The 23,595-nt window shown below is 58.0% G+C and carries 24 protein-coding genes; 7 read left to right on the plus strand and 17 right to left on the minus strand.

From position 1 onward, the window contains the following. Positions 1–30: 30 nt before the first annotated feature. Positions 31–1,656, minus strand: coding sequence for a DUF4331 domain-containing protein (locus tag BJL95_RS01385; RefSeq protein WP_071155001.1), 1,626 nt, complete (start codon positions 1,654–1,656; stop codon positions 31–33). An 18-nt stretch (positions 1,657–1,674) separates the two neighbouring features. Continuing rightward, positions 1,675–2,343, minus strand: a complete 669-nt coding sequence (locus BJL95_RS01390; protein WP_139306076.1) for a DVUA0089 family protein — start codon at positions 2,341–2,343, stop codon at positions 1,675–1,677. 278 nt (positions 2,344–2,621) lie between these two features. Between BJL95_RS01390 and BJL95_RS01395 the strand changes: the two genes are divergently transcribed. Both BJL95_RS01395 and BJL95_RS01400 read left to right on the plus strand, forming a co-directional pair. Then, positions 2,622–3,272: a sigma-70 family RNA polymerase sigma factor gene (locus tag BJL95_RS01395; protein ID WP_254786657.1), complete on the plus strand. Its 651-nt coding sequence runs from the start codon at positions 2,622–2,624 to the stop codon at positions 3,270–3,272. Beyond that, complete coding sequence (locus BJL95_RS01400; protein WP_071154972.1) at positions 3,269–4,108, plus strand: cupin domain-containing protein; 840 nt, start codon at positions 3,269–3,271, stop codon at positions 4,106–4,108. The genes BJL95_RS01395 and BJL95_RS01400 overlap by 4 nt, the downstream gene beginning before the upstream one ends. Before the next feature lie 58 nt (positions 4,109–4,166). Here the strand turns inward: BJL95_RS01400 and BJL95_RS01405 are convergent, their stop codons facing one another. Both BJL95_RS01405 and msbA read right to left on the minus strand, forming a co-directional pair. Then, on the minus strand, positions 4,167–6,380 hold the full coding sequence (locus tag BJL95_RS01405; protein ID WP_139306077.1) for a hypothetical protein: 2,214 nt from the start codon (positions 6,378–6,380) through the stop codon (positions 4,167–4,169). Positions 6,381–6,696: 316 nt separating this feature from the next. Then, positions 6,697–8,439 (minus strand): lipid A export permease/ATP-binding protein MsbA, encoded by a 1,743-nt coding sequence (gene msbA, locus BJL95_RS01410; protein WP_083385552.1) that lies wholly within the window; start codon positions 8,437–8,439, stop codon positions 6,697–6,699. Between the two features lie 77 nt (positions 8,440–8,516). Here msbA and BJL95_RS01415 point away from each other — a divergent pair, with 77 nt between their 5' ends. The 5 genes from BJL95_RS01415 to BJL95_RS01435 are packed head-to-tail and all read left to right on the plus strand — an operon-like array spanning position 8,517 to position 13,227. Then, positions 8,517–9,659: a glycosyltransferase family 9 protein gene (locus BJL95_RS01415; RefSeq protein WP_071155003.1), complete on the plus strand. Its 1,143-nt coding sequence runs from the start codon at positions 8,517–8,519 to the stop codon at positions 9,657–9,659. A 48-nt stretch (positions 9,660–9,707) separates the two neighbouring features. Next, positions 9,708–10,430 (plus strand): glycosyltransferase family 25 protein, encoded by a 723-nt coding sequence (locus tag BJL95_RS01420; protein ID WP_071154975.1) that lies wholly within the window; start codon positions 9,708–9,710, stop codon positions 10,428–10,430. Between the two features lie 4 nt (positions 10,431–10,434). Continuing rightward, the gene (locus tag BJL95_RS01425; protein ID WP_071154976.1) at positions 10,435–11,637 is read left to right on the plus strand and encodes an O-antigen ligase; all 1,203 of its coding nucleotides are present in this window, start codon (positions 10,435–10,437) and stop codon (positions 11,635–11,637) included. Continuing rightward, positions 11,630–12,373 carry a glycosyltransferase family 2 protein gene (locus tag BJL95_RS01430; RefSeq protein WP_071154977.1) on the plus strand — a complete coding sequence of 248 codons (744 nt, stop codon included), beginning with the start codon at positions 11,630–11,632 and terminating at the stop codon, positions 12,371–12,373. The genes BJL95_RS01425 and BJL95_RS01430 overlap by 8 nt, the downstream gene beginning before the upstream one ends. Next, positions 12,370–13,227, plus strand: a complete 858-nt coding sequence (locus BJL95_RS01435; protein ID WP_071154978.1) for a glycosyltransferase family 2 protein — start codon at positions 12,370–12,372, stop codon at positions 13,225–13,227. The genes BJL95_RS01430 and BJL95_RS01435 overlap by 4 nt, the downstream gene beginning before the upstream one ends. Here the strand turns inward: BJL95_RS01435 and BJL95_RS01440 are convergent. From BJL95_RS01440 to BJL95_RS01495, 13 genes are all read right to left on the minus strand, one after another. Next, positions 13,189–13,611 (minus strand): DUF2802 domain-containing protein, encoded by a 423-nt coding sequence (locus BJL95_RS01440; RefSeq protein WP_071154979.1) that lies wholly within the window; start codon positions 13,609–13,611, stop codon positions 13,189–13,191. The genes BJL95_RS01435 and BJL95_RS01440 overlap by 39 nt on opposite strands. Further along, positions 13,611–13,772, minus strand: a complete 162-nt coding sequence (locus tag BJL95_RS25005; RefSeq protein WP_168033604.1) for a hypothetical protein — start codon at positions 13,770–13,772, stop codon at positions 13,611–13,613. Before BJL95_RS25005 ends, BJL95_RS01440 begins: the two co-directional genes overlap by 1 nt. Before the next feature lie 67 nt (positions 13,773–13,839). Then, positions 13,840–14,313, minus strand: a complete 474-nt coding sequence (locus BJL95_RS01445) for a chemotaxis protein CheW (protein ID WP_064025049.1) — start codon at positions 14,311–14,313, stop codon at positions 13,840–13,842. Between the two features lie 19 nt (positions 14,314–14,332). Continuing rightward, on the minus strand, positions 14,333–15,034 hold the full coding sequence (locus BJL95_RS01450; protein WP_071154980.1) for a chemotaxis protein CheW: 702 nt from the start codon (positions 15,032–15,034) through the stop codon (positions 14,333–14,335). After that, positions 15,031–15,834, minus strand: a complete 804-nt coding sequence (locus BJL95_RS01455; protein ID WP_071154981.1) for a ParA family protein — start codon at positions 15,832–15,834, stop codon at positions 15,031–15,033. Before BJL95_RS01455 ends, BJL95_RS01450 begins: the two co-directional genes overlap by 4 nt. A gap of 11 nt (positions 15,835–15,845) precedes the next feature. Further along, positions 15,846–16,709, minus strand: a complete 864-nt coding sequence (gene motD / locus BJL95_RS01460) for a flagellar motor protein MotD (RefSeq protein WP_064025055.1) — start codon at positions 16,707–16,709, stop codon at positions 15,846–15,848. Between the two features lie 2 nt (positions 16,710–16,711). Further along, the gene (locus BJL95_RS01465) at positions 16,712–17,458 is read right to left on the minus strand and encodes a flagellar motor protein (protein WP_064025057.1); all 747 of its coding nucleotides are present in this window, start codon (positions 17,456–17,458) and stop codon (positions 16,712–16,714) included. After that, positions 17,458–18,549 (minus strand): chemotaxis response regulator protein-glutamate methylesterase, encoded by a 1,092-nt coding sequence (locus BJL95_RS01470; RefSeq protein WP_071154982.1) that lies wholly within the window; start codon positions 18,547–18,549, stop codon positions 17,458–17,460. The genes BJL95_RS01465 and BJL95_RS01470 overlap by 1 nt, the downstream gene beginning before the upstream one ends. Before the next feature lie 8 nt (positions 18,550–18,557). Further along, positions 18,558–20,774, minus strand: a complete 2,217-nt coding sequence (locus BJL95_RS01475; RefSeq protein WP_071154983.1) for a chemotaxis protein CheA — start codon at positions 20,772–20,774, stop codon at positions 18,558–18,560. Between the two features lie 9 nt (positions 20,775–20,783). After that, a complete protein-coding gene (locus tag BJL95_RS01480) occupies positions 20,784–21,512 on the minus strand; it encodes a protein phosphatase CheZ (RefSeq protein WP_064025064.1) in 729 nt (242 codons plus the stop codon). An 18-nt stretch (positions 21,513–21,530) separates the two neighbouring features. Next, the gene (cheY, locus tag BJL95_RS01485; RefSeq protein ID WP_082885339.1) at positions 21,531–21,917 is read right to left on the minus strand and encodes a chemotaxis response regulator CheY; all 387 of its coding nucleotides are present in this window, start codon (positions 21,915–21,917) and stop codon (positions 21,531–21,533) included. A gap of 88 nt (positions 21,918–22,005) precedes the next feature. Further along, positions 22,006–22,752, minus strand: coding sequence for an RNA polymerase sigma factor FliA (locus BJL95_RS01490; protein WP_071154984.1), 747 nt, complete (start codon positions 22,750–22,752; stop codon positions 22,006–22,008). Then, on the minus strand, positions 22,749–23,582 hold the full coding sequence (locus BJL95_RS01495; protein WP_064025070.1) for a MinD/ParA family protein: 834 nt from the start codon (positions 23,580–23,582) through the stop codon (positions 22,749–22,751). Before BJL95_RS01495 ends, BJL95_RS01490 begins: the two co-directional genes overlap by 4 nt. Positions 23,583–23,595 lie beyond the last annotated feature (13 nt).

The raw sequence follows: 23,595 nt of genomic DNA on the forward strand, positions 1-23,595 counted from the left end.
GCCAAGCTTCGGCGCCCCACCGACCAACGACTATTGCTCCGGGCAATTGGCCGCCGCCGAGGTCAAACTGTCGGCGCAACCGGCTTCGCCGGGATCGACGTGCCGGCTTTGCCGGCCGCTATTGGCGAAGGCCACGTAGGGAAAACTCTCCTGATAATTTCGGTCGTTGGCGTTGACCCCATCGCCGACCCGGTTGTTCGGAAACGCGCCGAAACCGGCGCGCAGCACGCCGACCGCGGCTTGCGCGGTGATGTCCAGGACATCGTCGGATACCCGGCGACCGTTCGGAAAGCCCGCGCTATCGCCCGCCAAAAACCCCATTCGTTTACGCGCGGCGGTTGTCGTCGGTCCGATTCCGGTGTTCAAGCGCAGCAAATCGGCGATCGGCCCGCGCTGTTCGCTGGTGCAGGCCGGACAAATCGGCGCCGCGTAAAACACCAACGGGCCCAAATCGAACGCCGGTTGGTCCGGATTCACGCGCGGCGGCACCGGCACCGGCAGCACGCCGGCCGTCGCGGCGTTAAGGACCCGCGCGATCAACGGATCAACGACGTAGGCGGCGTAATCGCCGTCTTGCTTGGGTTCGCTCATGCTGAACTTGTCCTTGTCGCCGGTACCGATCAACAATTCGTTGACCAACGGATTGCCCATACGCTGAATCTGCGTATAAGCGTTGGCCAATTTGGGCCGGCCGCCGGGTTTTTCGGCATAGGACTTAGTGCGCGGCCTTGACGTGGTCGCATATGTGCCGATGACCGCCAGAGCTTCATTGGCCCCGTGCAACTTGCCGTCGTGAGTCAACATCGCGATCGGCAACTCGATGGCGATGGCATTGACGTTGAAGCCTGCCACGTCGTCTGGCGCGAAATTACGAACCTCGTCGGCGTTTTGCGCGTCGCTCAACACGCCGGCCACGCCGACTCCGGACGCGCCGCTCCGAAAATTCAAGGTATCGAAGGCCGAGCCCAAATCGATGTAAAACGGATCGTCGACCGTGCCGGCAAACACTTTAATACCGCCAACCAAGTCGTAAATGCCTTGTTTGGCCAGCGCCGGGTAATCCGGCATCGTGCGCGGCCCGACGTTGGAAGGCACCGCATAGAGTTTTTGCCCGCCGTTCAACTCGAGCACTTGACGGTTTTTACCCTTGCCCTTGATCAGCGTCACCGTGTAGCTCTGCCGCAAACCCAAGCCTTCCGAACCGGGGCCGTCCAGCGCGGTAATCGCCGCCGGTACCAGCGGCGTGCCGGCCGGCAGCGGCACCGGCGAATTGAACGGTGTGTTCAGACCGTCGCCGATGCCGACGAAGCCGGTAAACACGCCCGGCAAGCGGGATTCGGTTTTAAAACGGAATTGCAAGGTTAGGTCTTCGTCGGCGTCGAAATCGTTGTCCACTTTCATTTCGTAGAGGATTTCCGGATCGAACGGAAAATAATTCGGGCCGTTGCTCGGGTCCAGTAAGGGATCGACATTCAAAATCATCGTGACCTTACTGGGATCGTCGTAACTGACGAACGCAAACCAATCGGTGATGTCGGCCTTGGCATCCAGCGCGGTCAACGGCGCTTCGCGGTGGTTGGCGGCTTGCGCGGACGATGCGCCGCAGGCGAGCAACGCGGCGATCAGACTTAGGCTATAGCGATTTATCGATTTCATGGTCATGCTCCCAAACGTTTAAACAATGGCCGAGGTCATGCCGCCCCGGTTACGCGGTTGCGCCCAGCGGCCCAAGCCAAAAAACATCGCCGACGCCAGCAAAAGCATCGCGGTCGGCGGCTCCGGAACCGTCGCGGCTTGCGCGGCATCGACGCCGACGATATGAAAGTCCCAGGCCGACGTGCGATTGGCATCGACCAAATCGCCGTTGCCATCGACTAGCGAACCCTCGCAGAACTGAGCGTTACCGCATCCGAACACCTGGGTGAACCAGGGATCGGCATCGCGTAAAAATCCGTCGGCCAGCGCGCTGGAAACCGCGAAGTTGTCGTATTGCGTCAACGTGGCGATGTAATCGCCGGCCACCAAATTGGTCGTCAGATAGCTGTCGAATTCGCCGTAGCTCAGCGGCACGCCGTTCGAGAACGCGACTCCGCCGCCGTTGCCGTCGTCCTGTTCGGCCAGCAGTTGACCGCCGGCGTCCCAAAGCGTCAAAATCGGATCGAAACCGCCCGTCAGCCACGATGACGTAAACAGCGTCACGTTGCCGGGATTGGCGATGCTGAAATCGAAGCGCACCACCGAGTTGTCCCGGCTGAAATTGCCGGCAAAATCGAAATCGGCGGCCCCGGCCGGCCCGCCGATCAGGCAGCCGCTCAGGATCGCCGCGTAGAGTTGTGTTTTCATGTTGATGTCCTCGTCATGGGTCAAAATGCAAGCCTCATCGGCGACCAACCGCGCTAACGCGCATCGGTGCCTGGCCTGCAATGACTACTACGGGGACTCCGCTGATTTGGATGCAACAGCGGTGATAAATTTTTGGATAGCGCCCGGCTTACGGCCGTACGGGAGACATAAGCGCCGAAATCCGGAGGCATTTGCTACCGCCGCGATAAAAATTGTTGCAATGAAGTCGGCTGAACCAACCAAGCCAACTTGGCCCCGCTGCATCCAAACTCGGACGAATGGCGTATAGCACTTATAACCACCACGACGGCGACATGACCGAAACCCACCCGATTCCCGACCTCGATGCCAACATGGCCGCCGATACCGCGTTGCGGCAAGCGTTGGCCGGCATCGTCGATCAAGATCAGGCGGCGCTGGGAATCTTGTACGACGCGATGGTCGAGCAGGTTTACGGTGTGGCCTTGCGTATTCTGAAGCAGCCGGCCAGTGCGGAGGAAGTGGTGCAAGACACCTTCTGGCAAGTCTGGCGGCAAGCGCCGCGCTTCGATCCGGAACGCGGCACGGTCAAGGCCTGGGTCCTGACCATCGCGCGCAGTCGAGCCTTGGACTTGCTGCGCCAATGCGACTCGGACCTGACCGACTTGGAACCGGAAGCATGGGCGGCGATCGAAGGACCAGGCGGGCAAGCACCGATCGACGTGTTGGCCGCCACCCAACAAGGCCATCGCGTGCATGCCGCGCTCGCCGCCCTGGACCCGATACCCCGGCAATTGGTGTCGCTGGCATTTCTGCGCGGGCTGAGCCACGAGGAAATCGCGCAGTGCAGCGGTTTGCCGTTGGGCACGGTCAAGTCGCACATCCGTCGAGCCTTGCTCGGCATGCAACAGTCTTTATCGATCAACCTAGGCGAGGATTATCGCGAATGACCGACAACCCACCCCGCAAGCCCACCGACGCCGCCGAGCCGATTGCCGCGCAACTGCTGGACGCGCTGACGCCGCTGCCGGTCGCCGCGCCGCAACGCGAAGCGATGCGTCAAGGTTTGCTGACCAAAGTCGCCGACAGTCTGGCGAGTCACACCGGTTTGTTGACGGTACGCACCCGCCACGGAGTCTGGCGGGATTTGAAATCCGGCGTGCGTTACAAAACCCTGTGGGACGGGCCTCGAGGTGGATCGGTGTTGATCGACTTCGCGGCGGGAGCCTCGCTGATGCCGCACCGCCACAACTGGCTGGAGGAAGGCATCGTACTGCGCGGCGAATTGACGATGGACGACCTGCGATTGGGCCCATTCGACTACCACGTGTCGCCGGCCGGTAGCCGGCACGGCGCCATCCATTCCGAAACCGGGGCGCTGGCCTTTCTGCGCGGCACCTCGCTCGGCGATACACCCGGCGTGATTCGAGAAATCCTGGGCGGCCTGCTGCCCGGCGCGGACCGCTCGCAAAGCTGTTACCTGAATTCAGCGGCAGACTGGCGCGAACTGGCGCCCGGCATAGAACAATGGGTGCTTTATCGCGACGGCGAACTGGAAGCCAGTTACTACCGCTTCGCCCCCGGCAGCCGCATTAGCGGTCATGCTCATCCGATCGATGAAGAGTGCATCCTGCTATCCGGCGACCTGTATTTGGGCGACATTTTGCTGCTGCCGGGCGACTATCAGATGGCGCCGGCCGGCAGCCGGCACGGCAACGCCGAATCCGAGTCCGGCGCGCTGCTCTACGTGCGCGGCGCGCCGTGCGAACGGCAAAACATCGGCTAAGCGTCGTCCGGCATGGCTTTGTCCGAGCGTGATTCGACGAACTCGCCCGGTTAAGCGCTTACACCGGCTCCAGTGCGAACGCCGCCAGCGCCGAGGCATCCAGCGTGTACAACCGATAACTGCCGTCGGTGGTCAACACCGAAACGCCGAGTTGCTCGGCAAAGGCGGCCTTGCCTTCCGCGCTACAGATTCCCAACAATTGCGCCGGGGTAAAACCGTGCCGGTAAATGCTGCTGGCGTCTCGGCCGTAAACGCCGACATCGCCGATCACCAGGCCGGCGGCGTGGGTTAACGCCGATTGCACCGGATCGTCGCAAGTCCCTTTCTGCACGACGAAATCGAAGGTCGCAAAGTTGTGCGGATGGTAGGCCCGGAATGCCACTTCGATGTTGGCATTCGGCGGATACGGCACGAATCCGCAACAATTGCTGGCCACTTCGCTGCCGTTAACCTTGATTTGGTAAATTTGCGCCTCGCAACGTTGATTGTCGATCCGCGCGTTCATCCGATAAGCGGATGCGCTACCCGGCGCGCTGAGTTGGACATAAGCGTCGGGCGCATCCAGCGACGGCGCGAAACTCGCATAGTCCGGCACTTGGAATAAATGGCGCGGGATCGCGGTCAGTTTGTTGCCGTTAACGTCGAACAATTCCAACGTGAATTCGTACAAACCGTCGGCAAATTTGGCCGAATCGAAGCTGACCGTGACGGTGTTCTGATCCCACAGCGGATTCAATTCCGGCGCGCTGACCGGCGCCGCGCTGGGATAGGCCGGTGGGATGATGAACAAATCGTCGTGGCCGTTTTGGGTCACCGGCCCCAATTTGAAGCTATTGACACCGATGTGTTTATGCAGCGCGGCATCGAAGAATTCGTAGGTATAGGATTTGTAAAGCGCCTGACCGCCGTGCAGCGATGCCGGCAACATCGGCGCGGCCGGCGACAGATCGGCGTTGCGCAATTTGCGATAGTTCCAGCGGTAGTAATACATGCCGTTGCTCGGCAAGCCGCTACCGAACTGCACGACAAAACTCAAACCGCCGCCGAACGGCCGCCGGAACTCGCCGACCGGATTCGCACTGGCCCACACCGACACGTCGCTCAAACCGATCCGGTTGAAGTTTTTGCCCTGCACCGGCACGTTCAGATCGGTTTGCTGAATATGCACGACGCTGGCGCTGCTACCTATGGTTTTGATCCAGACGATATCGCCGCCGACCACGTCGTTGCATTCCCAACGCACGCGCGGGTCGGTGATCCGCACCGTCAGCGAGCTGCCGCAGGCGTAATTCCAGTAGGTATGGCACGGAATCGCCGGTTTATAGACCGTAGTCCAAACGCCGTCGATCAGATATTCCACCCACAAATAGATATCTGGTTGATCGCCGTCGTCCCAATACCAGTATTGGGTTTCGAAACCGCCGTTAAGGTCGGTGTAGGTCAGCGCAATTTCGTCGCAACGGTAAAAATACGGCCACAACCAGGGGATGCCGCAGAAATAAGGATGAAATACCTGAAATTGCTCGACCAATACCGAGCGGATCGCTCGGACGTTACCGGACAGAAGACGCTGGCTGACATTACTGTCCAAGACGGCCGCCAAACGCTCCGATTGCGCCAAGGTGATGCGGCTGGACCAGTCGCGGCGCAGTTCCGATACCGCACCGAATGCGGGCTTTTCCGCCGGCGGCAAGGGCTGCGGATTCAAGGCGACCGCGCTCCAGTCCGGACCGGGTTCCGGCACCGGGATAGGCCACTGCGGTTCGACGATGATTTCCGGAATTTTCAAAATCACCCAGTCCGGAATCCGGTCTATCCACCAGCGAACTCTGTCCACTTCGCAAACGTGTACCCGCGCGTTGCAGATACCGCGATCCTGAGTCAGGTCGCCGATGCTGAACTGTTTGATGACCCGGCCGCGTATCCGGCACATGCGCAAGCGCCAGAACGACGCGACGAAGTCGGGAATCGTCAGCGCCAGCCAACCGCCGCGCGGATTGGCAACCAGACTCGCCTCGTAGGGCTTGAATTTTTCCAAGGCCGCCAGCGTGGTCACCGCGTCGATGCGACCGTCCGCCGCCGGGGCGATCAACAGCCGCAATTCCCGAGGATTCTTGTCGGGCGTTTTGAGTTCGAGCAGACCTTTTTGGACCGGTACCTTTTCCAGCAAGCGTCCGCCCCGCGAGAACAGGAAGCCGACCAGCGGGATTTCCTGGCACGGCGCCTTTTCGAAATTGACCTGCAATTGCATTCTTTCATGGGACTTAGCCATTGTCGTACCCTCGTCGTAAACATGGTCGGCGGCCGGGTTCGTTGGGCGAACCGGCCGGAACGCGGCGTGAACGAGGCGGAGAAAATGACCGATGGCCCCCAACAACGACGGCGGCCGGCGCGCCAACGAATTGGCGTTTAGTGGCGAACTGAAAGTCCCTTATCGCAAAGAACCCCTGCCTCGATTCTACCCGGTACGACTATAGAGAGCGGAGAGTGGCGCGGCTGTTAACTAATACCCGGCCGGCGAGGTGGATTTTCACAAGCGCGGATTGAGGGCGAACGGCCGAACCCGGCGAGTTCGGCCGGCTGGGGATTTATCCGGCGCCTTCGGCGTCGGCGTGCTGGAACTGCATCCGGTGCAGTTTGGCGTAGGCACCGTCGCGGGCCAGCAATTCAGCGTGACTGCCGCGTTCAACGATCCGGCCCTTGTCCATCACCAAAATCACGTCGGCGGCCTCGATCGTCGACAGGCGATGCGCGACCACCAGCGTGGTTCGACCCTGCATCACCCGGCTCAACGCGGCTTGAATGTAGCGTTCGGACTCGGTATCCAGCGCCGAAGTGGCCTCGTCCAGTATCAAAATCGGCGCATCCTTCAGCAACGCCCGCGCCAAGGCCAAACGTTGGCGTTGGCCGCCGGACAATTTGACGCCGTTTTCGCCGATCTCGGTATCCAGACCTTCCGGCATCCGCTCGATGAAATCGGTGGCGTAGGCATCGCGGGCGGCCCGCTCGATCGCCGCGCGGTCGGTGCCCTGCAACGCGCCGTAGGCGATATTGTTGGCGACGCTGGCGTTGAACAGCGTGACATGTTGAGTCACCAGCGCAATTTGCCGGCGCAGACAGCCCAGTTGATAGCGTTTCAACTCCACGCCGTCGATCAAGATCTCGCCCTCGCTGTAGTCGTAAAAGCGCGGCAGCAGATTAATCAAGGTGCTCTTGCCGCCGCCGGACGCGCCGACCAAGGCTACGGTCTGACCAGGCTCTATGGTCAGGTCGATGCCGCCCAGCGCGGGCACCTCGGCGCCGGGGTAACTGAAGCGCAAGTTTTTGAACTCGATGCGGCCCTGAACCCGCTCGGTTTGGTAATCCCCGCCATCCCGTTCCAGCGGTTCGTCCAACACTTCGAACAGCGATTCGGCGGCGGCGATGCCGCGCAGAATCTCGGAATTGGCATCGCTCAATTGGCGGATCGGTTTGGGCAATAAAATCGCCGCCATGAAAAAGCCGGCGAATTCGCCCGGCGTCGAATCGCGCATGACGATCAAGGCCAGATAAACCATGCCGGCCAACGCGCTCGAAATCAGCAATTGCATCAACGGATTGTTCAACGACACGGTCATGATCAACTTCCGGTACTGGCGGCGATTTTCCAGGCTGGCGTCGCGAAAGCGGCGGCGTTCGTAGTCCTCGCCGCCGAAACTCTTGACGATGCGGTTGCCGGACACCACTTCCGAGGTAATGTGAGTAATATCGCCGACGGTATCCTGCATGTTGCGGCTCAGGCGCTTCAAGCGTTTGCCGACGTAGCGCACCATCGTCGCGACCACCGGCGCTATCGCCAGGAACACCAACGACAACTGCAGATTGGTGTGCGCCAGATAGGCCAACAAGCCTATCGCGGTAAAGCCTTCCCGCACGAAGGAACGGATCGAATCCGAGGTAGCACGAGTGACTTCGCCGATGTTGTTGGTGATCCGCGAAATCATGTAACCGCTGTTATGGCTGTCGAAATACTGCACCGACAAGCCGGTGTAATGGTTGAAAATATCGCAGCGCAAGCGATGAATCAAGTTGCCGGAAATCCGCGCCAGATAATAGTTGCCGAGGAAGGAACCGACCCCGCGCACTAGAAACAAGCCGACGAACAGCAGTGGCAGATATTCGATACCGGTGCGATCCTCGCGGTTAAAGCTGTCGATGATGCGCTGCACGATCATCGCCAGAGCCGGTTCGGTCGCGGCGTAAATCGCAAAGCCGAACGCGCTGACCAGGAACATCCGCCAATACGGCAACACAAAGCGCATCAAGCGCTGGTAGACTTGGCTGTCGGTCATGGTCTGGCGTGATTTCTGTGACTTGCTCAATGCGGTTTACCTTTAAAATAACGGCTTTATTATCGACACAACGACGCATGCCGGCGCCCGAACCGCTCAATATACAACCTAAACGCATTTTGGTGATAACGCTGCGCTATCTGGGCGACACGCTGTTGACCACGCCCTTACTCAGCGCGCTGAAGCAGGCCTACCCGGACGCTGCGATCGATGTGCTGCTGCCGCGCGGCAACGCCGGCATGCTGGAAGGCAACCCGGACCTGAGTGAACTGATTCCGGTACCGGCAAAACCCAAGCTCGGCGAACTTCTGAGGATTCTGGCGCGATTGTGTCGCCGCTACGACTTGGCGATCTCGACTCAAACCGGCGACCGGCCGACGCTGTATGCCTGGGCGGCCGGCAAGCTCCGTTTGGGCTTCGTACCGGAGCAAACCAGCAAAGCCTGGTGGAAGCAATGTTTGCTGAACCGCTGGCTGGTGTTCGGTGACGATTACGGCCATGCGGTGTTGGAAAACCTACGCTTTTGCGAACCCCTCGGCATTCCGCCGGTATTCCGGCTGACCCCACCCTGTTCCAATTTACCGTTGAACTTGCCCACGGATTTTTCGGAGCAACCCTACGCGGTACTGCACATTCAACCGCAATGGCGCTACAAGGCCTGGCCGCTGGCGCAGTGGCGGCAACTGGCTGAATTTTTAGCCGGTCGCGGCTATCGCATCGTATTGACCGGCAGCGGCCAGCCCGCCGAGCGCCAGGTCCTGGCGGAATTCAAATCCACCCTCGCCTGCGAGGTCTTGGACCTGAGCGGCCGTGCGAGTCTGGCCGAATTAAGCCGGTTGATCGGTAACGCGGCGCTATTCGTCGGCCCGGATACCGGCATCACCCATTTGGCCGCCGCGACCGGCGTGCCGGTGTTCGCGTTGTTTGGGCCGACCGACCCCAGCAAATGGGCGCCCTGGCCGACCGGTTACGCCGAAAACAGGCCGCCGTTTGCCAAGTGCGGTTCCGGCCGAGTCGGCAACGTGCATCTGATCCAAGACGTCGCGCCACGCGCCTGCCTGCCCTGCCAACTGGAAGGTTGCGAACGCAACCAGGATAGCCCCAGCGATTGTCTGGAGCAATTGTCGGCCGAGCGCGTCATTGCCGCAATCGATGCCGAACTGGAAAAACGAAGCCGCGACCATCACCCGGCACCACGACAACAATCGGATGTGTTTTGATGCAAAACCGTCGATAATCGTCCCTTAGCCATCACTTTCCACTGCTGCATGACCGAATCGCCGACGCTCGACCGCATCCTGGTACTGAATGTCAAAGCCTTTACCGGGCGCCGCCAATTCATGGAACGCCAATTAGCCGAATTCGGCTTGAGCGCCGAATTCGTCACCGACTGGGATGCCGAGGAATTGACCGCCGAGATTCTGAGTCTAACGTTCGGCAACGATGACCTGACGCCGGGCCAACAATCCTGCGCGCTAAAGCACGTCGAAGCCCTGCGCCGCATCGCCGCCGCCGGCAACCGTCAGGCGCTGGTTTTGGAAGACGACGCGGTATTCAGCCCCGACTTCCTGCTCGGCATAACCCGGGCCCTGCAACAAAGCGAACGGTTTCCAGGCCACAAAGTGATTTACATCGGTTCCGGCGGCAATTTCTTCACGCCGAAAAGTCAGCGCCGCCCCGGCCAGTACTTGTATCCGGGTCATCGCGGCCGCTTTGCCGATTCGTACATTATAGACTCCGCCACCGCGCAAAAACGCCTGAATTGGATTGCCGAAAATCGTATCGCGCAACCGATCGACAACCAGTTCGAGACCATCGACAAAGCGCTGGACATCCAAATGCTCTGGCTGGAAGAGCCGGTCGTCGAGCAAGGCAGCAAGAACGGCTTGTTTCGAAGCGCATTGGAAAGTGATCCGCCGCCGTGGCTGAAAGGTTGGCTATTCCGCTGGGAAAAACTCAAACGCAAATATATTTATCAACTGTGGCGTTAACTCCATGACTCACGCTTATTCCGACACCGCTCTGAACGTCAGCCGCGGACTGGCGATTTTCGCGGTCGTCGCGGTACCGATGTCCACCGCCGCGACCAGCATCGCCTGCGTGGCCATGCTGGCAGCTTGGCTGGCTTCCGGAAAGGCCTTCGCCACGTTGCGGCAATCGTGGCGGCATCCGCTGGGCAAAATGATTGTCGCGTTTTATGCCTGGCTGGTCGTCGGCACCTTTTACGCCGACACGGACTGGCCGGCCAAACTGCAAACCCTGTCGAGTTGGAAGAAACTGGCTTACGCCTTTATGCTGCTGGGCCTATTTCAATCGCGGCGCTGGCAACAACGCTTCGTCTATTATTTCGTCGGTGTTATGGCCGTCGCCGCTATCGTCGCTATTCCACTATGGGCGACCGATTGGGTGGTGCGTAGCGGCCGCGGCGCCGGCATCTTCATGACCAATCATTCGACACAAAGCATGGCGTTCACGGCCGCGCTGCTCGGTACGTTATTTGTATTGCACGAACCGCTGTCGCCGCCTTGGAAAATCGCGGTCTGGAGCGCCGCCGCGCTGTTCGTGTTCAATATTTTCTTCGTCAGCACCGCCCGTAGCGGTTATCTGGCACTGCCTGTCGCGGCGGTGTTTGCTTTTGGCTCGCTGTACGGTTTTCGGAAATTGCCGTATTTCATCGGCGCGGCGGCGGTCGCGGTTGCGCTGTTCGTCGCGACCTCCGACACCGTGAAACAGCGGATACAGGTCACGCTGGACGAACGAGCCCATTATCAAACCAGCGCCAGCGAAACGTCGATCGGTCTGCGAGTGGTGTTTTACCGCAATACCTGGCAATTGATCCGCGAACATCCCTGGCTGGGCTACGGTACCTCGGGATTCAAACCGGCTTACGAGCAAGTGGCGAAACTCAACGGCCAGGGTTGGCACGCGATGAGTACCGGCGACCCGCACAACCAATATCTGTTTATCTGGGTCGAAAACGGGATTTTCGGCGTACTGCTGTTTTTAGCCTACATCGGCGTCGGCTTGCGGGAAGGCTTGGCGAATCGGCCTTACGGCGCGATCGCCGCGAGTTTTTTGGTGGCGATCAGTGCTTCCAGCCTGTTCAATTCCCATTTCAAAACGTTCGCCGAGGGCTATCTGTTGGCGTTCTTTCTGGGCGCGTTGCTGAGCCGACCGGCCGAGCTTGACGATGCTTAGCGTCATCGTCATCACCAAAAACGAAGCCGGCCATATCGGCCGCTGCCTGGCCTCGGTGGCCTGGGCCGACGAAATCGTCGTTCTCGACTCGGGCAGTAGCGACGACACTGTCGCGATAGCCCGGCAGTTTACCGACCAAGTGTTCGTGACCGACTGGCCCGGCTTCGGCCCGCAAAAGCAACGGGCCTTGGATAAAGCCTCTCACGACTGGGTGTTATCGCTAGACGCCGACGAAGAAGTCGGCCCGGCCTTGGCCGAGGAAATTCAACAGGCCATCCGGCAAAATGCTATCCGAGGCTTCGAAATTCCCCGGCTGTCCAGCTACTGCGGCCGGCCGATTAAACATAGCGGCTGGTGGCCGGATTATGTCTTGCGATTGTTCCGGCGCGACGCGGGCCGATTCAGCAACGAGGTAGTTCACGAACGGGTCGAAGTGCAAGGCCCGATCGGCCGTTTGAACCAACCGTTGTTACACGAGGCTTTCGTCGATCCGGAAGAGGTACTGCACAAAATCAACAGTTATTCGACGCTGGGTGCCGAGAAACTGTTCAAAGCCGGCGCGCGCGCCAGCCTTGGCAAGGCCATCGCCAAGGGGCTGTGGACTTTTTTCCGCGGCTACGTGCTCAAGGCCGGCTTTCTCGACGGCCCGCAAGGCTTGATGCTGGCGATTTCCAATGCCGAGGGCGCGTATTACAAATATCTGAAATTGCGGGAACTGCACCGCTTACATCGATGAACGGTCTGATTTCGGTCATCGTCGCCACCTACAACTGGCCCGAGGCACTGGATGCCTGTTTGGCCGGTTTACTGGCGCAATCGGACAGTCAATTCGAAATCTTGGTCGCCGACGATGGCTCGCAACCGGAAACCGCCGCTCGGATTGCCGCATGGCAAGCCGTTGCGAGCCGGCCGATCCGCCATGTGTGGCACGAAGATCGCGGCTTCCGGGCCGGAACGATACGTAACCGGGCGGTTGCGGTCAGCCGGGGCGATTATCTGCTGTTCGTCGACGGCGACTGTGTGACTTTGCCGGACTTTGTCGCCCGCCACCGCCAACTCGCCGAAACCGGCTATTTCGTGCCGGGGAACCGCTGCCTGCTGAGTCAGGCTTATACCGAGCAGGTGTTAAGGCAAGGCTTGCCGTTACACAGTCGAAGCAAGGCGTATTTCTTGGTGCAACGCCTGTGCGGCCGGATCAACCGCTGGCTGCCCTTGCTGTATTTGCCATTGACCGCTTGGCGCTACGCGCGCGCCGAACATTGGCAAAACGCGATGACTTGCAATCTGGCGGTCTGGAAAGATGACTTTTTCAGGGTGAACGGCTTCGATGAAATCTACGAAGGCTGGGGGTACGAGGATTCGGACTTGGTGATCCGTTTGCTGCACTGCGGCATTCGCCGCAAGGAAGGCCGCTTCGCGGCACCGGTGCTGCATTTATGGCATCGCCAAAACGACCGGAGCCGCCACGACCAAAACTACCAACGACTGTTGGCGCGAGTCGCCGACCCCGCTGTGATTCGAGCCGAACGCGGCGTAGGCGACACCTTTGAATTACAAACGACTCCGGCCGCCGTGCAAGCGGGTCAATAGCACCGCTTCGTCGCGCGTCAAGCCGCAATCGCGCACTAAATCCTCGACGCCGACACCCCGGCGAATTTTCGCTATCACATCTTCGTAACCTTGGGCGGGACGCTCAACGGCTTCGGCCACCGCCGGCGTGTCCAGGGCGGCTCGCGGCCGCTCGGCAACCCGTTCGGCGATACTATTCAGTCTGGCGTCGGCATTCGCCAAGCGCCGGTCTACCGCAACCGCCGCCGAACACAATCCGGCCAAATCGTCGTGGTTACGCTGAATCTGCGCCTCCAGCAAACCATAGGCTTGCCTGAGCTTGCGGTGGTCGTGCAACAACCGGAGCATCAGCAACAACATCGCGACGACCGCTACGGTCAAAGCCCAAAGCAGATATTCGCTCATCACACTCTTTCGTCTATGTGTTCGGCCGGTTGTCGGTTTGGCGGCAATTTGGGCTTGGTCGGCGGTTGTTGCCGTTGCTCGCGACGCTGGCGCTCGTCGCGCTCGACCCGAGGAACGACAATGACCGGCGGGTTGGGACTAATCGGAGTGATTTCAGTCATGGCCAGCCTCCCGAGGCTGCAACGCTATTCGGTAACGATCGCCGCCGGTCCTTACCGACTAGGCGAACTAGAACATGTCCAATTCGGCTTTTTCGTCGTCGCTGAGGAATTTGTTCAAATCGACCAAGATCAACAACTGGTTGTCGCGGCTGGTAACGCCCTGGATGTATTTGGAACTCTCTTCGTTACCGACGTTGGGCGCTGTCTCGATTTCGGAGGCCCGCATCTCGACGACTTCGGCAACGCTATCCACCAAGATACCGATGATGTGTCGGTCGGTTTCGATGATGACGACCCGCGAGGCGTCGTCGGTTTCCTTGGACGGCAGACCGAACCGGTTTCGGGTGTCGATAACCGTGACGACATTGCCGCGCAAATTGATGATACCCAACACGTAGGACGGCGCGCCGGGCACCGGAGCAATTTCGGTTACCCGCAGCACTTCCTGAACCTGCATCACGTTGATGCCGTATTTTTCGTCGCCCAGGCAAAAAGTCACCCATTGCATGATCGGATCGCTTTGTTTTCTATCTTCGCTCATGTTGTTCCATCCGGATTGATTACTGAGGTTTGCGGTGCGGCACCAATTGTTTGACGTCGACGATCGCGGTCAATTCTTCGATCACGGTGCCTATCAGCCAAGGGCGCTTGCGCCTGACCGTTCGCCACCGAACTTTTTCCGGTTTCAGTTTGCCTATCGACAAAATTTCGTCGCAAGCCAGACCCCATTTTTTATCTTGAGTCACCAACACGCACTTGAACGGCCGTTCCTCCAAATTGCGTTGCTGACCACGCGTCTTGCCGAACACCAATTGCCCGGTGTCGAGCACGCCGATCCGGCTATCCTGATCGTCGAGCAATCCCAGAAACCAGGAGGGCTGGCCCGGAATTTTACCGGGTTTGCGTTCAAGGCGGATGGTTCTGGCCAAATCGACCAGCGGCGCCGCCAAAATCAATTGATCGACCTTGAAAAACAAAGCCTGGAACTCGGTCAGCGCCCAATCGGGCATTACCGTTAATGCCTGAAGTTTAGCCGGATTTTCTAGCGCGACAAGCGCGGACTCCGGCAAGCGGATCAGGGCTTTCTCGGCTTGGACCGCCACATCGGGCGCCAGTGTCTGCACCGACCGCTGTTCTGCTGGCGCGACGGTAGCCAGATCGGCCTCGTCCGCCTCCGGAACGACTTCCAATAAGGTTTGCAGATAGGCGTCCAGAGCAAGTTGCTGCTGGACGATGCGCGGAGGCGGTTTTGCTTGTTTCATGAATGCGGTGTCGAAGAGTTGTCGCCGCTATTTTCAAGCAATAACAATTCCAATAATTCGGTGTAGGCTTCGGCCGCCCGCGCGGTTTTGTCGAACAAAGGCAGCGGAGCGCCGACTCGGCTGGCTTCACGGACTTTAGTATCGACAGGAATCACCGATGGCCAGACGTTGTCGGGATATTGCCGATACAGCGCCGCCAACGCGTCGCGGGCGGCCTTGGTGCGTTTGTCGAACATCGTCGGCACGATGGTAAAACGCGGCGGCGTCTTGCGCGAATGAAACACCATTTGAATGGTATGCACCATACGGTCCAGCCCCTTCAGGGCCAGAAACTCGGCCAACACCGGCACGATCAGTTGCTCGCAGGCCGCCATTGCGTTGATCATCAACACGCCCAGCATTGGCGGACTGTCGATAATCACGTAATCATAGCGGTCGGAAAGCTTATGCAATGCGGTGGAAATCACCAAGCCCATGCCGCCGATCGCCGCGACCTGCCGGTCCAGCGTGGCGATCGCGGTGGAGGCCGGCATCACCGAGATTCCGTCGAAATCGGTGCGGGCGACATACAGCTCCGGATCGATATTCTTCTTTTTCTCGCTGGCATCCCGAAACAAGTTGTAAACGCCGTGTTCGACTTCCTCCGGATTCATGCCGAAATAACTGGTCAACGAGCCGTGCGGATCGAGATCGACCAACAGCGTGCGAAAGCCCCAAGTGCTGAGCAATCCACCCAAGGTGACGACCGTGGTGGTTTTACCGACCCCGCCTTTTTGATTGGATACTGACCAGATTTTCATACATTCGCCGCTTATGGAGCCGGTTGAGCGACCGGCGCTTCGGGAGGCGCCGGTGGCTGCGGCGCCAAATTCAAGGCCTTGGCGCGTTCGTCGTCACTCATACCGTAGCGGGCAAATGCCTGGGACATCAACACCAATACGACGCGGCGATTCTTGAAGCGGCCTTCCTCGTGATTGTTATCGGCAATCGGATGAAATTCTCCATAGCCGACCGCCGATAAACGGGTCGACGGTATGTTGTTCTTGACCAATTCCTTGACGACGCTGGTGGCCCTGGCCGACGACAGGTCCCAGTTGGACGGAAAGTAACCGGTCGAAATCGGCACGTTATCGGTATAACCCTCGACATTGATGACATTGGGCACATCGCGTATGGCCTCGGCGACCTTTTGCAGCACCGGGATCGCCTTCGCCGACAATTCGGCCTTGCCGCTGGCAAACAGCAACTCGCTGTTCATTTCCAGCTCCACCCAAAAATCGTGCTTTTTAATACCGACTAATTGGCTTTCGACAAAGGGTTGCAGCGCGCGTTGAAATTCTTGGGAGACTTCGTCCAGACGGCGCTTTTCCTGCATAATCTCCTCGCTCAGCTCACGCTCCTCGGCCGTGACGAGGTTGGGCAACTCGATCGGTTGAACCGTGGTCGGAATGGCGCCGATTTGAATCGGCTCGGCGTCGCGCTGGACTTTCTCGTTGTGGAACAGCGCCTGATCCAGAGATTCGGAAAAGGTTTCGTATTTGCCTTTGTTGACCGACGAAATCGAGTACATCACGACGAAAAACGCGAACAGCAACGTGACGAAATCGGCGTAAGACACCATCCAGCGATCGTGGTTATCGGACTGATGCGGCGGTTTGCGGCGGCGGCGTACCATCGTTACTTATCCAGCAAAAAACCGGAGAGTTTCAATTCGATGTTGCGCGGGTTTTCGCCCTCGGCGATCGACGAAATCCCTTCGATGACCATTTCCCTGGCCTGAGTGACTTCGAACACCAACGCTTTCAGCTTATTGGCAATCGGAATGAACAACAAGTTCGCCAAGCCGACGCCGTAAATCGTGGCCACGAAGGCGGTGGCGATACCACTGCCCAACAGCTCGGGCTTGGCCAGATTCTGCATGACATGGATCAAGCCGATCACCGCGCCGATAATGCCTATCGTCGGCGCGTAACCGCCCATCGCTTCGAACACCCTGGCGGCTTGCATGTCCAGATGTTCCTTAGTGGTTAATTCCACGTCCAGACAATCGCGGATCACTTCCGGCTCGTTGCCGTCCACCAACAGTTGCAAACCCTTCTTGGCGAACCCGTCCTTCTCGGACTCTATCACCGATTCCAAACCCAGCAAGCCCTCTTTTCGGGCCAAGGTGCTCCAGCGCACGATTTTGTCGATCTGCTTTTTCAGCTGTAAGTTCTGCGGCACGAATATCCAACCGAAGATGCGCACGCTACGTAGAAAAACCTTGGGGGGGAACTGCAACAGAGTCGCTCCCAGCGTACCACCGACCACAATCACGAAGGCATGGACGTTGACCAGCGATCCGATTTCGCCGCCACCCATCAGGTTGCCGCCGATGATCGCGGCAAATCCTATCAGAACTCCGAAAATGCTGAGAATATCCATTAATGCAGTCTTTTGAATTGATTGGCGATTTCGCTCAACGAATAAATTTTGTCGGCCAAACCGGCTTCGGCGATCGCTCTGGGCATGCCGTAAACCACGCAACTGCGTTCATCCTGAGCCCAAATCGCGGCGCCCGCTCGTTTGAGTTGCTTGGCACCTTCGCGCCCGTCCGACCCCATGCCGGTCAATACGACCGCCAACATACGCCCTTTGAATTCAGCCGCCAACGAGGCGAAGGCGATATCCACCCCCGGCGCGTAGAGTTCACCGGGCGTTTTATTTCGCAACGCCACCGTCAATTTGCCGGCGGTGCGAACGAACTCGGTCTGTACGCCGCCCGGCGCCAATAAAGCCACGCCGTTTTGCAGTTCGTCGTGGTCCTGGGCTTCCCTGACCCCAACACCGCATAGTTGATTCAAGCGATCGGCGTAACTCTTGGTGAAATGCGCCGGCATATGCTGAATCAACACAATCGGAAAACGGCAAGCTTGCGGCAAGTGCGTCAAAATGTCCTGGATAGCCATCGGGCCGCCGGTGGAAGCCGCGATCACCAGCAAATCGATACGCTCGATCGATTCGCCGCCATGTTCAGCGCGGAGCACCGCCGCCGGGTGGCGCTCGACATCGGCCGGACGGGGTGCGGCCAGAGGACTGTAACTGGGGCCGGCGACGGGTTTGGCGGGCATTCGCCGCGCTTGCGCGGCCAATAGCCGCAGACGCAAGCGCAAGGTTTGACAGGCAAGCTTGCGATTGGCGTCGATATCTTCGAGCTGCTTCGGCAGAAAATCCAGGGCCCCGGCTTCCAGCGCATCCAGCGTCGCCTTCGCGCCGACCTGCGTCATTGCCGAGAACATCAGAATCGGGCAAGGCCGGGTCGCCATGATTTGCCTGACGGCGGTGATGCCGTCCATGACCGGCATGTCGACATCCATCGTGATCACATCAGGCATTAACAGGGCCGCCATCCGAACCGCTTCCTTGCCGTTCGCGGCAATCCCAACCACTTTAAAGTCAGGCTCTTCCTCTAAAATGTCCCGGATACGTTTGCAGATAAAGTCGGAGTCGTCCACCACCAAAACCCGTATGGTCATGGCAGTCGTCAGATCGCGTATTTTTTCACCAGACCCGGCACGTCAAGTATCAACGCGATTTTTCCGTCCCCGGTGATCGTAGCTCCCGATAAGCCATCCAAGCCGTGCAACTTTGCGCCTAATGCCTTGATAACCACCTCTTCCTGGCCGACCAGCTGGTCGACGACGAAGCCGACCTGACGACCGCCGGCGTTCACCACGACGACGTGACTGGTACCCTGCGCCTCCGACGTCCGATAATAAGGCGTCTGCACCAACCATTCGCTAAGATAAAACAAGGGCAAGGCCTTATTACGAACCATGACGACCAACTGCCCGTCCACTTTGTTGGTTTTGCTCAAATCCAGATCGAGGATTTCCAACACGCTGGCCAACGGTAATGCAAAGGCCTGCCCGCCCAGTTTGACCATGAGAGTCGGCATGATCGCCAGCGTCAGCGGAACTTTGATAATAATGGTACTGCCGCGCCCCTCGACCGAATCGATCTCGACGATACCGTTCATTTGGGCGATCCGGGTTTTGACAACGTCCATGCCGACACCGCGACCGGACACATCGGAAATTTCGCTTTTCGTCGAAAAACCGGGCACGAAGATCAGGTTGTAGCACTCCTTGTCGTCCAGCCTGGCCGCGCTTTCTTCATCCATCAGACCTTTTTCGACCGCTTTCGCTCGCAGCACGTTGGCATTCATGCCCTTACCGTCATCGGTGATCGACAGTTGGATGTGGTCGCCCTCCTGCGACGCTTTCAATACGACCACGCCCTCTCTGGGCTTGCCTTGCGCTTCGCGCTCGCTGGGTGACTCTATGCCATGGTCGACGGCGTTTCTAACTAAATGCACCAACGGATCGGCCAAAGCCTCCACCAAGTTTTTATCCAGATCGGTGTCTTCGCCGACCAAGTCCAAGCGAATTTCCTTTTTCAAATTTCTGGCCAAATCGCGTACCACCCGAGGAAAGCGACCGAACACTTTTTTAATCGGTTGCATTCGGGTCTTCATCACCGCAAGTTGCAGATCTGCGGTCACGACATCCAGATTGGAAATTGCCTTGGAAAGCTGTTCGTTGGCTTCAGCCGTGGCCTTCAAGGTCTGAAACCGGTTACGGACCAAGACCAACTCGCCCACCATATTCATAATATCGTCGAGGATCTGGGTGTCTACCCTAACCGTGGTATCGGCTTGAGGAGTCGCCTTGGCATTGCCGTTTTCAACACCGACTACCTTGGCGGCCGGGGTCCGCTCGTTGTCCGAAAGGGGTTTGCTGACCTCGGCTCGGGGCACGACCGGTTTTGCCGTTTCCGGTTTGGGGGCTTCCACGACCGGTTCCGGATCGATAACCATAGGCTCGATGTCGCCTAACGGTAAATTCGCGGCATCGAACCTACCTTTTCCGTGCAATGAGTCCAGGACCTGCTCGAATTCTTCGTCGGTGATGTCTCCGGAATCGGTGGCCGGGCTTGGGTTCTCAACGGGAGCGGCGGAAAACTTGCCTTTGCCGTGCAACTCATCAAGTAAATTTTCGAACTCGTCTTCGGTGATTTCGTCGTCGGCAACCGGCTTGGCGGATGCGGGCACCGTCGGTGAACCGCCCTTCCCGTGCAATGCGTCGAGCAGTTCTTCGAACTCTTGTTCGGTAATTAAGTCGCTGGTTCCGGTCTCGGATTCGTCCATTTCCTCTGGATCCAGCATCGCCTCGAATTCTTGCGCAACCAATTCCTGCGGCGTCAAACCCTGTGGGTCGACGACTTCCAAATGGTCGGACTCCTGCTCAGCATCAGACTCCGGCTCCGGCTCCGGCTCCGGCTCCGGCTCCGGGAGCGTATCTTCGGAGGAAGAAGCTGTCGCGAAACCGTGCAAACGCTGTAACAAGCCCTGATCGGCGGCTTTCGGCATGTTGCCGGTACGCACAATATTGAACATCTCATTGACGATGTCGATGACTTGCAGAATTGCATCCATCAAATCCGGAGTAACTTGGCGATCGCCCTGCCTCAAGACATTGAATACATCCTCGGCACTGTGACAAATATCGACCAGTGCGGAAATCGACAGAAAACCGGCGCCACCCTTGATGGTATGAAAGCCGCGAAAAATCGCGTTTAGCAGTTCGAAATCACTGGGCGATTGCTCTAGTTCAACCAATTGTTCGCCAAGTGACTCCAGAATTTCTCCGGCTTCGACCAAGAAATCCTGCAAAATTTCGTCGTCCAAATCGATCGCCATAGTCTTTCCTCAGAAACCCAAGCTGGAGAGCAAATCATCGACATCCACTTGACTGGTGGCGACATCGCCAGCCTTGTCGTCCACGCCCGGCACTACAGGCCCCGGCAATTCGTGCGATGCCGACTCGGCGCGAGCGGCATGCGGCACGACCCGCGAGCTGGAAATACTGATCAAATTGACCATGCTGGTTTCCAATTCCTGAACCAAGTCGATGACGCGACGAATGATTTGGCCCGTGATGTCCTGAAAGCCTTGAGCCATCAGAATATCGTTCAAACCTTGTTGAATCCGCTCAAACGAACCTTGGGTTTGATTGAAATACTGGCTGAGTTCCACGCTCATGGCCTTGAACTCTTCGAAAGGCATTTCCCTATCTAAAAACCGGTTCCACTGTTGCGCCAATTGTTTGGCCCTATCGCTCAACTCATCGGAAACCGGCAGCAATTCTTCGACGGCGGTCAAGGTCTGGTCGGCGGCCTGCTCGGTCATCGCGATCACATAATGCAAGCGCTCCTTGGCATCCGGAATGTCGTGGGCAGTCAATTCGGTAATTTTCGAGTCGACGGAAAAACTGACCATGGTGTCGTGAAGCTGCCGAGTCAAACGACCGACTTCCTTGAACAATTGCGTCTCCCGCAGCCCGGCGACTTGATCCAACAGGCGATCCGCCTCGTTTTCATCCTGCTTTTCCAGCGCCGCGACCAAATTCCGGGTCAAATTCAGCAAATCACTATTCATGGGCCTCGTTCCGGACAATTAGCCTTCGATACGCTCGAAAATCTTTTCGATTTTTTCTTTCAACGTTGCCGCCGTAAACGGTTTGATCACATAACCGTTCACACCGGCTTGGGCCGCGGTGATAATCTGCTCCCGCTTGGCTTCCGCCGTCACCATCAGCACCGGTAGATTGGCCAGGCTCGGGTGGGCTCGCACCGCTCTTAGCAGATCGATACCGGTCATCCCCGGCATATTCCAGTCGGTAATCAGAAAATCGATACCGCCCTTTTCGAGTATCGGCAACGCCGTTCGGCCATCGTCGGCTTCCACAGTGTTCGTAAACCCCAGATCTTTCAAAAGGTTTTTTACAATTCTCCGCATTGTCGAAAAGTCGTCGACAACCAGAATGCGCATATTCTTATCCAAGGAAAATCTCCACCCTGACTACTTAATTCATTTGAGAAAGAGGCGATTCGCTGAAAAAACCGAACCAACGTTCGGCAATAACCACAAATTAACCCGACTTTTCATTATCTGTTCCTTCCAGCCAATCTGCAAGCCTAGCCCGGAGCCGCAGCAGGGCTTGACTGCATATTTGACTGACCCGGGATTCGCTGACATCCAATACCTTGCCAATCTCGCGCAAATTCAGTTCGTCGTCGTAATACAACGATATAACCAACCGCTCACGCTCCGGCAACTCGGCAATCGCCTTGGCCAGCGCTTGTTGAAAACTTTGCCGGATTAACGCTTCTTCCGGCTGAAATCCATCGTGTACCGCGTCGATGACGCCGTCTTCGCCCTGCACCAATTCTTCGACGCTAAAGGTTTTGCAAGACATCGCGTCCTGCAAAATCCGGCCGTATTCCTCCAGGCTGATGCCCATCTGCCGGGCGACTTCGCTATCCTTGGCATCTCGACCCAGGCGGCTCTCCACATCGCGAATCGCTTCGGCCGCCGCCCTGGCTTTTTTATGGACCGAGCGCGGCGTCCAATCGGAGCGGCGTAATTCGTCAAGCATCGCTCCGCGGATTCGGATGCCGGCGTAGGTTTCGAAACTGGCACCCTGAGCAGCGTCGTAATGCTTTAGCGCTTCCAACAGTCCGAGCATGCCGGACTGAATCATGTCATCGATTTGTACAGTGTCTGGCAAACGACCCATTAAATGGTAGGCAATGCGTTTGACGAGCGGCGCGTGCTGGATAACCAAGTTATCCAGATTTCCGGCCTGCACGGCAGCGTACATTGCCGCTCCACTCATGCAACATCCTCTTTGGCGCTATATTGAATCATCCGCTCGACAAAGAACTCCAAATAGCCGCCGGCCTTGGGCTTGATCGGCCAACTGTCGATTTTTCTCGCTAGATTTTTAATCGCCAAGGCCGCCTTGCTCTGCGGAAAGGCTTCGACGACTGGCTGCTGTTTCTGTACCGATTTCCGCAGATATTCATCTTGCGGAACCGCGCCGACAAATTGTAGCGCCACGTCCAGATAGCGATCGGTAACCTTGCTCAGTTTGGTAAATAGGGCCTGCCCGTGTTCGGCGGACTGCACCATATTCGTGACAATATGAAAACTGTTCAAGCCGTAGTCACGGTTCAACAACTTGATATAGGCATACGCATCGGCCAACGAAGTCGGTTCGTCGCAGACCACTACGATCACTTCCTGGCAGGCACGAGCGAAATTGACCACGCTCGACGAAATACCGGCCGCCGTATCGACGATCAGCACATCGAGATCCTTGTCGATGTCGCTAAAAGCCCTAATCACGCCAGCCTGTTCGACATTCGACAGATCGGACATGCGCTGGATGCCCGACGACGCCGGGATAATCTTCAGGCCGGCGGGTCCGGTCATCATGATTTCCCGCAACGTCTTTTCGCCGTTTAGAACATGCGACAGGTTGTATTCGGGAAACATCCCCAACAAAATATCGACGTTCGCCAAGCCCATGTCGGCGTCGAGTATGGCCACCCGCCGTCCCATTTTGGCCAGGGCCACACCAATGTTGACGGACAAGTTGGTTTTGCCGACGCCACCCTTGCCGCTAGTCACGGCGATTACTCGTACTGGTTTCATCTGTCTCATTTGTCTAATTCCG

It is taken from the genome of Methylomonas sp. LWB, from assembly GCF_001856095.1.
Taxonomy (GTDB): domain Bacteria; phylum Pseudomonadota; class Gammaproteobacteria; order Methylococcales; family Methylomonadaceae; genus Methylomonas; species Methylomonas koyamae_A.

What these genes read in the sequence shown, in the direction of transcription:
- BJL95_RS01495 (WP_064025070.1), bottom strand. Translation starts at nt 23,582, where the DNA reads ATGAGACAGATGAAACCAGTACGAGTAATCGCCGTGACTAGCGGCAAG.
- BJL95_RS01455 (WP_071154981.1), bottom strand. Translation starts at nt 15,834, where the DNA reads ATGAAAATCTGGTCAGTATCCAATCAAAAAGGCGGGGTCGGTAAAACC.
- BJL95_RS01430 (WP_071154977.1), top strand. Translation starts at nt 11,630, where the DNA reads ATGCTTAGCGTCATCGTCATCACCAAAAACGAAGCCGGCCATATCGGC.
- BJL95_RS01390 (WP_139306076.1), bottom strand. Translation starts at nt 2,343, where the DNA reads ATGAAAACACAACTCTACGCGGCGATCCTGAGCGGCTGCCTGATCGGC.
- BJL95_RS01450 (WP_071154980.1), bottom strand. Translation starts at nt 15,034, where the DNA reads ATGAAACAAGCAAAACCGCCTCCGCGCATCGTCCAGCAGCAACTTGCT.
- motD (WP_064025055.1), bottom strand. Translation starts at nt 16,709, where the DNA reads ATGGTACGCCGCCGCCGCAAACCGCCGCATCAGTCCGATAACCACGAT.
- BJL95_RS01490 (WP_071154984.1), bottom strand. Translation starts at nt 22,752, where the DNA reads ATGAGTGGAGCGGCAATGTACGCTGCCGTGCAGGCCGGAAATCTGGAT.
- BJL95_RS01425 (WP_071154976.1), top strand. Translation starts at nt 10,435, where the DNA reads ATGACTCACGCTTATTCCGACACCGCTCTGAACGTCAGCCGCGGACTG.
- BJL95_RS01465 (WP_064025057.1), bottom strand. Translation starts at nt 17,458, where the DNA reads ATGGATATTCTCAGCATTTTCGGAGTTCTGATAGGATTTGCCGCGATC.
- BJL95_RS01400 (WP_071154972.1), top strand. Translation starts at nt 3,269, where the DNA reads ATGACCGACAACCCACCCCGCAAGCCCACCGACGCCGCCGAGCCGATT.
- BJL95_RS01440 (WP_071154979.1), bottom strand. Translation starts at nt 13,611, where the DNA reads ATGAGCGAATATCTGCTTTGGGCTTTGACCGTAGCGGTCGTCGCGATG.
- BJL95_RS01480 (WP_064025064.1), bottom strand. Translation starts at nt 21,512, where the DNA reads ATGAATAGTGATTTGCTGAATTTGACCCGGAATTTGGTCGCGGCGCTG.
- BJL95_RS25005 (WP_168033604.1), bottom strand. Translation starts at nt 13,772, where the DNA reads ATGACTGAAATCACTCCGATTAGTCCCAACCCGCCGGTCATTGTCGTT.
- BJL95_RS01435 (WP_071154978.1), top strand. Translation starts at nt 12,370, where the DNA reads ATGAACGGTCTGATTTCGGTCATCGTCGCCACCTACAACTGGCCCGAG.
- BJL95_RS01470 (WP_071154982.1), bottom strand. Translation starts at nt 18,549, where the DNA reads ATGACCATACGGGTTTTGGTGGTGGACGACTCCGACTTTATCTGCAAA.
- BJL95_RS01385 (WP_071155001.1), bottom strand. Translation starts at nt 1,656, where the DNA reads ATGAAATCGATAAATCGCTATAGCCTAAGTCTGATCGCCGCGTTGCTC.
- BJL95_RS01420 (WP_071154975.1), top strand. Translation starts at nt 9,708, where the DNA reads ATGACCGAATCGCCGACGCTCGACCGCATCCTGGTACTGAATGTCAAA.
- msbA (WP_083385552.1), bottom strand. Translation starts at nt 8,439, where the DNA reads ATGACCGACAGCCAAGTCTACCAGCGCTTGATGCGCTTTGTGTTGCCG.
- BJL95_RS01415 (WP_071155003.1), top strand. Translation starts at nt 8,517, where the DNA reads ATGCCGGCGCCCGAACCGCTCAATATACAACCTAAACGCATTTTGGTG.
- BJL95_RS01475 (WP_071154983.1), bottom strand. Translation starts at nt 20,774, where the DNA reads ATGGCGATCGATTTGGACGACGAAATTTTGCAGGATTTCTTGGTCGAA.
- BJL95_RS01445 (WP_064025049.1), bottom strand. Translation starts at nt 14,313, where the DNA reads ATGAGCGAAGATAGAAAACAAAGCGATCCGATCATGCAATGGGTGACT.
- BJL95_RS01395 (WP_254786657.1), top strand. Translation starts at nt 2,622, where the DNA reads ATGGCGTATAGCACTTATAACCACCACGACGGCGACATGACCGAAACC.
- BJL95_RS01405 (WP_139306077.1), bottom strand. Translation starts at nt 6,380, where the DNA reads ATGGCTAAGTCCCATGAAAGAATGCAATTGCAGGTCAATTTCGAAAAG.